The organism is Terriglobia bacterium (genome assembly GCA_020072815.1).
Lineage (GTDB): Bacteria > Acidobacteriota > Terriglobia > Terriglobales > Acidobacteriaceae > Angelobacter.
Genome location: JAIQGE010000009.1, coordinates 178,259 through 184,258, shown reverse-complemented (window position 1 = coordinate 184,258; position 6,000 = coordinate 178,259). Strand labels below are relative to the sequence as shown.

Genomic DNA, 6,000 nt, shown 5'->3' with positions numbered 1-6,000 from the left:
GTCGCGTTGAACAAGTGCGACGCGGTGGACGATCCGGAACTGCTGGACCTGGTGGAACTGGAAGTGCGCGAGCTGCTCAAGAGCTACAAGTTCCCGGGCGACGACGTGCCGGTGGTGCGCCTGTCGGCCCTGGGCGCGTTGAACGGCGAAGAGAAGTGGGAAAAGCAGGTAGACGAGCTGATGGCCGCGGTGGACAAGTACGTTCCGCTGCCGGCGCGCGACATTGACAAACCGTTTCTGATGCCGATTGAAGACATCTTCTCCATCTCCGGCCGCGGCACCGTCGTAACGGGCCGCATCGAGCGCGGCAAGGTCAAGGTGGGCGAGGAAGTGGAGATCGTGGGCTTCCGCGACACGCGCAAGACGGTGGTCACCGGCGTGGAAATGTTCAAGAAGCAGTTGGACGAAGGCATGGCGGGCGACAACGCCGGCCTGCTGCTGCGCGGCATCGGCAAAGACGACGTGGAACGCGGCATGGTGCTGGCCAAGCCGGGCTCGATCACGCCGCACACCAAGTTCAAGGCCGAGATCTACGTCCTGAACAAAGAAGAAGGCGGACGGCATACGCCGTTCTTCAAAGGCTATCGTCCTCAGTTCTACTTCCGCACGACGGACGTGACGGGCGTGGCGGAGTTGCCGGCGGGCACCGAGATGGTGATGCCGGGGGACAACGTGTCGCTGACCATTGAGTTGATCACGCCGGTGGCCATGGAAAAGGGCCTGCGCTTCGCCATCCGTGAAGGCGGACGCACGGTGGGAGCGGGAACGATCAGCGAGATCATTCAGTAAGGAAGAATTGGTAATTGAGTAATTTGGTAATTGGGTAATTTGAAGTGCTGTAACCCAAACATCATTTACAAAATTACCAAATTACAAAATTACCAAATTGAAAAGAGCGGCAGTGATCGTAGAGCTTTACTTATCGGCCTGACCGCAACGATCTTTGAGGACAAAACAGTGATTGGCAAAGAAAGAATTCGCATACGGCTCAAGGCCTACGACTATCGCATTCTGGACCAGTCCACCAGCGAGATCGTGGACACGGCCAAACGCACCGGAGCGCAGATTGCGGGACCCATCCCGCTGCCTACGGTGAAGAACAAGTATTGCGTGCTGCGCTCCCCCCACGTGGACAAGAAGTCGCGGGAGGCGTTTGAGATCCGCACGCACAAACGGCTGATTGACATCCTGGAGCCCACGCAGCATACCGTGGACGCGCTGATGAAGCTGGATCTGCCGGCCGGCGTGGATGTGGAGATCAAGGCGTTTGGGAAGGAACACAAATAGCTGCTAGCGGCTAGCTTCTGGCTGCTAGCTAGAAGCTAGGGCCTAGAAGCTTCCTACAGTCCCAGAAAGGGATGATGGGGAGAGGGAATTATGGTCAACGGAATTTTAGGCAAGAAAATCGGCATGACCCAGATCTTCGACGACAAGGGTGACGTTCACCCGGTCACGGTGATCCAGGCCGGGCCGTGCGTAATCACCCAGATCAAGCGCGCGATCAAAGACGGGTATGAGTCGGCGCAGATCGGTCTGGTGGAATTTGTGAAGGGCAAGAACATCAGCAAGGCCATGCAGGGCCACTTCGGCAAGCATGACTTGCCGCCGGTAAAGTTCATCCGCGAAGTAGCGCTGGAGACGGAAGAGCCTGGCAAGAGCGCCCAGCCAGCCGCGGAAGGCGAAGCGGCTCCGGCGGGCAACGGGCCATCGAAAGTTGGCGACAAGGTCCTGGTGGACATCTTCAGCGGCGAGCGCTACGTGGACGTGATCGGCGTGAGCAAAGGGCGCGGTTTTGCCGGCGTGGTCAAGCGCCATCATTTTGGCGGCGGTCCGGCGGCCCACGGGCACATGTTCCAGGTGCAAGGCTCGATTGGAGCTTCGTCGTTCCCGTCGCGCGTGTTTCCGGGAATGCGCATGTCCGGGCATATGGGCGTGGACCAGGTGACGGTCCGCAATCTGAAGATTCGCGGCATTGATACCGAGGACAACCTGCTGCTGGTGGAAGGCGCGGTGCCCGGTCATCGCAATGGATATGTCGTGGTGTTGAAAGCCAAGAAGCCGCCGCGCGAGCGCCGCGGGTTCGCTGGTTCCACCACGCTGGATCCGTTGAAGGCGGCGAAGAAAGCTGCGGCCGGTAAAGCGAAGAAGTAATCGGTCGCAGGCGAGGGCGCCTGCGGTCCGTAAGATTTAAAGCGCACAGGCAAGAGTGCCTGTGCCACACGGTTCGAGATGGGATTGCGCGTGATCTCGGACAGAACGAAATGGCTGGAGTTACGAGACAAAAGCTAGTTGCCAATTGCTAATTACCAATTGCTGATAGCTAAGGGCTGGGGTGAGCGCGGGCGAGCGCCGGATTGCGCGAGCAGAGCGCGAGGGCGAAGCAGCAAAGCTGCGGAGCCCTGGAGAAGAAGATGGCGAAAATAGACGTTGTTGACCTAAAAGGTAAAAAAGTCGGGACGCTGGAGCTGGCGGACGAAGTCTTTGGCGGCATCAACCAGGACCTGCTGTGGGAAGCGGTGAACCACTATCGCGACGCGCGGCGCGCCGGGACGCATGCCACCAAGAACAAGAAACTGGTGTCCGGCGCCGGCAAAAAGCTGTGGAAGCAAAAAGGCACGGGCCGGGCCCGCGTGGGCTCCATCCGGTCGCCTCTGTGGCGCCACGGCGGAACGGTCCACGGACCGCAGCCGCACTCCTATGACTACCAGTTCCCGAAGAAGAAACTCTTTGGCGCGCTGCGTTCGGCGCTGGCCGCCAAACTGGCCGACGGTAAGCTGGTGGTGGTGGACAGCTTTGAACTGGGCGAAGCCAAGACCAAGGCGTTCCGCAAGACCTTGGACACGCTGGGCGCGGAAAAGACCACGCTGATCGTGGACGGCTCCAAGGCCAACCGCAACCTGGAACTGAGCGCGCGCAACGTGGCCGGAGTGGAACTGATCGCCGGGAACCAGGTGCATCCTTATCACCTGCTGCGCTACGAGACGACCATCTTCTCGCAGGCGGCGCTGGAGAAGCTGCAGGATTCGCTGAAGGCGTCGGCTCCCAAGCGGAAAGCGGAGGTGGCGTAATGAAGTCGGCTTATCAGATCATCCGCAAACCGGTGATTACGGAAAAAGGGCTGGGCGCCAAGGACAGCCAGGGCACGCTGGTGTTTGAAGTTGCAGCCAAGGCCACCAAGACGGAAGTAAAAGAAGCGGTGCAGAAGATTTTCAACGTGAAAGTGGACTCGGTGCGCACCGCCAACTTCCAGGGGAAAGAACGCCGCCGGGGAAAGTTTGCCGGCTATCGTCCGGACTGGAAGAAAGCGTACGTGAAACTGAAGTCCGGAGAAAAGATGCCGGAGTACGCGGCGAATTTGTAAAGAGCTACGAGCTGCTAGCTCCTGGCTGCTAGCGAGAAAGTCAAAAAAGACACTCGCCCGGCGATGACGGACCAGTGGTTCGCGAGAGAAAATGCGAACCTGAAGATCAAAGCGACCAGCTAGCAGCTAGTCGCTAGAGGCTGAGTTTTATGGCGATAAAGACATACCGACCGACAACGCCGTCACTGCGGTTCAAGACCACGCTGACGAACGACGAGTTGACCGCGGACAAACCGCACAAGGCGCTGACCAAGATCAAGCTGCGCACCGGCGGGCGGCGCAACTCGGGCGACATCACCATCTGGCATCGCGGCGGCGGACACAAGCGCAAGCTGCGCACCATTGACTTCAAGCGCGACAAGTCCGGCATCCCCGGCACGGTGGTTTCCATCGAATACGATCCCAACCGTTCCGCGCGCATTGCGCTGGTGGCTTACGCCGACGGCGAGAAGCGCTACATCCTGCATCCCGTGGGAATGGTGGTGGGGCAGAAAATTGTCAGCGGCCCGGAAGCTGACATCCTGGTGGGCAACGCGCTGCCGCTGAAAAACATTCCGGCCGGCACCACGGTGCACAACATTGAGCTGAAGCCGGGCAAGGGCGCGCAGATGGTGCGCTCGGCCGGCGGCTCGGCACAGCTGGTCGCCAAAGAAGGCGAGTACGCGCTGGTGAAACTGCCTTCGGGCGAGACCCGCAAGGTGCTGATTGACTGCATGGCCACGGTGGGACAGATCGGCAACGTGGAGCACGAGAACGTGCATATCGGCAAAGCGGGACGCAACATATGGCTGGGCAAGAAGCCGGTGAACCGCGGCGTGGCCATGAACCCGGTGGACCATCCGCACGGCGGCGGTGAAGGCAAGACTTCCGGCGGACGCCATCCGGTGACCCCCTGGGGCCAGCCGACGCGCGGCTACAAGACGCGCAACAACAAGCGCACTGACAAGTTCATTGTGAGCAGGAGAAGCAAATAATGGCACGTTCATTAAAGAAAGGGCCGTTTATTGACGGCCACCTGCTGAAGAAGATCGAGGACATGAACGCCAAGAATGACAAAAAAGTCATTCGCACATGGTCGCGGCGGTCCACGATTTCGCCGGAGATGGTGGGACACACCCTGGCCGTGCACAACGGCAAGAAGTTCATTCCCGTGTACGTGACGGAAAACATGGTGGGACACAAGCTGGGCGAGTTCTCGCAGACGCGGCAGTTTAAAGGGCACTCGATGAAGGCGGCCGAAGTTGTGGCCAAGCCGGCCGGCATTCCCGGAGGCCCGGGGGCCATCGCTCCGGCGGCTCCGGCAGCAGCTCCAGCGGCGCCAAAGGCATAGGGACGACATATGGAATTCAAAGCAAAAGCGAGTTTCACCCGGGTTTCTCCGCAGAAGGCGCGGCTGGTGCTGGACCTGATCAAAGGCAAGCGCGTGGAAGACGCGCTAACCACGCTGCAGTTCACCAAGAAGCGGATTGCCCCGGCCATTTTCCAGCTGGTGCGCTCGGCGGTGGAGAACGCCAACCACCTGAGCGGCGAAAAAGGCCTGGACGTGGACGTGGACCGGCTGTACGTGAAAGTGGCCATCGCCAATGACGGGCCGCGCATGAAGCGCATCCGTCCGGCGCCGATGGGCCGCGCGTACCGCTACCAGCGCCGCATGTCGCACATGGAAGTGGTGCTGGCGGAAAAAGGCGGGACTGACCGCGAAGGAATGGCCACGGTAGTGGGCGAAGACGAAGCCGCCGCGCCCAAGGCAGCTCCGGCCAAGAAGAAGGCCAAGACGGTCGCCAAGAAAAAGACGGCGGGCAAGAAGGCTGTCGCCAAGAAATAGGTTTAGCAGGCGGCGTTGCCCGGCAGCGTCGCAAGAAAGAAATGTTTGCAGAAGAGAAGCTGGCAACAGCTTCTCTACCAAGAGGAACAAAATGGGACAGAAGGTCCATCCATACGGATTTCGCCTGGGATACACCAAACCCTGGCGGTCGCGCTGGTTCGTGGAGCGGGATTACGACAAGCTGCTGCTGGAAGACGTGAAGCTGAAGGACGAGCTGCGGGAAAAGCTCAAGTCCGCGGGCGTGAGCTCGGTGGAGATTGAGCGTCCGGGCAACAAGCTGCGCATCATCATCCGCACGGCGCGTCCGGGAATCATCATCGGCCGCAAAGGCGCGGAGATTGACAAGCTCAAGCTGGAGCTGCAGAAGCGGACGGCGCGCGACGTGTTCATTGACATCCAGGAAGTGCACAAGCCGGAACTGGACGCGCAACTGGTGTCCGAATCCATCGCGCTGCAACTGGAAAAGCGCGTGGGCTTCCGCCGGGCGATGCGCAAGAGCGTGGATTCGGCGCTGCGCTTCGGCTGCAAAGGCATCAAGGTCCGCGTGTCGGGACGGCTGAACGGCAATGAAATCGCGCGTTCGGAATGGTACTTGCAGGGCCGTTTGCCGCTGCATACCCTGCGCGCGGACATTGACTATGGATTCTCGGAAGCCCGCACGACGTACGGCGTGATCGGCGTGAAGGTATGGATCTATCGCGGCGATATTCTGCCGCAGAAGAAGCGCCAGCCGGAACGCGCGGGGGCGGGAGCATTCTAGGAAAGCAGCCTTTAGCCATTAGCACTTAGCCTTGAGCGATTGATCGATGGTCGA

9 protein-coding genes are annotated in these 6,000 nt (G+C 60.0%); all 9 read left to right on the top strand.

Features of this window, described 5'->3' with window-relative positions; all coding sequences use genetic code 11:
- Positions 1-789 (top strand): elongation factor Tu (locus LAO20_13875; protein ID MBZ5532515.1); only part of this gene is annotated, 789 nt, incomplete at its 5' end.
- Between the two features lie 171 nt (positions 790-960).
- The gene (gene rpsJ / locus LAO20_13870; GenBank protein ID MBZ5532514.1) at positions 961-1,287 is read left to right on the top strand and encodes a 30S ribosomal protein S10; all 327 of its coding nucleotides are present in this window, start codon (positions 961-963) and stop codon (positions 1,285-1,287) included.
- 87 nt (positions 1,288-1,374) lie between these two features.
- Entirely contained in the window at positions 1,375-2,151 is a 777-nt protein-coding gene (gene rplC / locus LAO20_13865) for a 50S ribosomal protein L3 (protein ID MBZ5532513.1), read from the top strand.
- Positions 2,152-2,411: 260 nt separating this feature from the next.
- Positions 2,412-3,068 (top strand): 50S ribosomal protein L4, encoded by a 657-nt coding sequence (gene rplD / locus LAO20_13860; GenBank protein MBZ5532512.1) that lies wholly within the window; start codon positions 2,412-2,414, stop codon positions 3,066-3,068.
- A complete protein-coding gene (locus LAO20_13855) occupies positions 3,068-3,361 on the top strand; it encodes a 50S ribosomal protein L23 (GenBank protein MBZ5532511.1) in 294 nt (97 codons plus the stop codon). Before rplD ends, LAO20_13855 begins: the two co-directional genes overlap by 1 nt.
- A 149-nt stretch (positions 3,362-3,510) precedes the next feature.
- The gene (gene rplB / locus LAO20_13850; GenBank protein ID MBZ5532510.1) at positions 3,511-4,335 is read left to right on the top strand and encodes a 50S ribosomal protein L2; all 825 of its coding nucleotides are present in this window, start codon (positions 3,511-3,513) and stop codon (positions 4,333-4,335) included.
- On the top strand, positions 4,335-4,691 hold the full coding sequence (gene rpsS / locus LAO20_13845) for a 30S ribosomal protein S19 (protein MBZ5532509.1): 357 nt from the start codon (positions 4,335-4,337) through the stop codon (positions 4,689-4,691). The genes rplB and rpsS overlap by 1 nt, the downstream gene beginning before the upstream one ends.
- A gap of 9 nt (positions 4,692-4,700) precedes the next feature.
- Entirely contained in the window at positions 4,701-5,186 is a 486-nt protein-coding gene (gene rplV, locus LAO20_13840; protein ID MBZ5532508.1) for a 50S ribosomal protein L22, read from the top strand.
- A 91-nt stretch (positions 5,187-5,277) separates the two neighbouring features.
- Positions 5,278-5,946, top strand: coding sequence for a 30S ribosomal protein S3 (gene rpsC, locus LAO20_13835; GenBank protein ID MBZ5532507.1), 669 nt, complete (start codon positions 5,278-5,280; stop codon positions 5,944-5,946).
- Positions 5,947-6,000 lie beyond the last annotated feature (54 nt).

Excerpts from the sequence above, each read along its gene's own strand:
- LAO20_13855 (MBZ5532511.1), top strand. The coding sequence starts at position 3,068 with ATGAAGTCGGCTTATCAGATCATCCGCAAACCGGTGATTACGGAAAAA.
- rpsS (MBZ5532509.1), top strand. The coding sequence starts at position 4,335 with ATGGCACGTTCATTAAAGAAAGGGCCGTTTATTGACGGCCACCTGCTG.
- rplB (MBZ5532510.1), top strand. The coding sequence starts at position 3,511 with ATGGCGATAAAGACATACCGACCGACAACGCCGTCACTGCGGTTCAAG.
- rpsC (MBZ5532507.1), top strand. The coding sequence starts at position 5,278 with ATGGGACAGAAGGTCCATCCATACGGATTTCGCCTGGGATACACCAAA.
- rplV (MBZ5532508.1), top strand. The coding sequence starts at position 4,701 with ATGGAATTCAAAGCAAAAGCGAGTTTCACCCGGGTTTCTCCGCAGAAG.
- rplD (MBZ5532512.1), top strand. The coding sequence starts at position 2,412 with ATGGCGAAAATAGACGTTGTTGACCTAAAAGGTAAAAAAGTCGGGACG.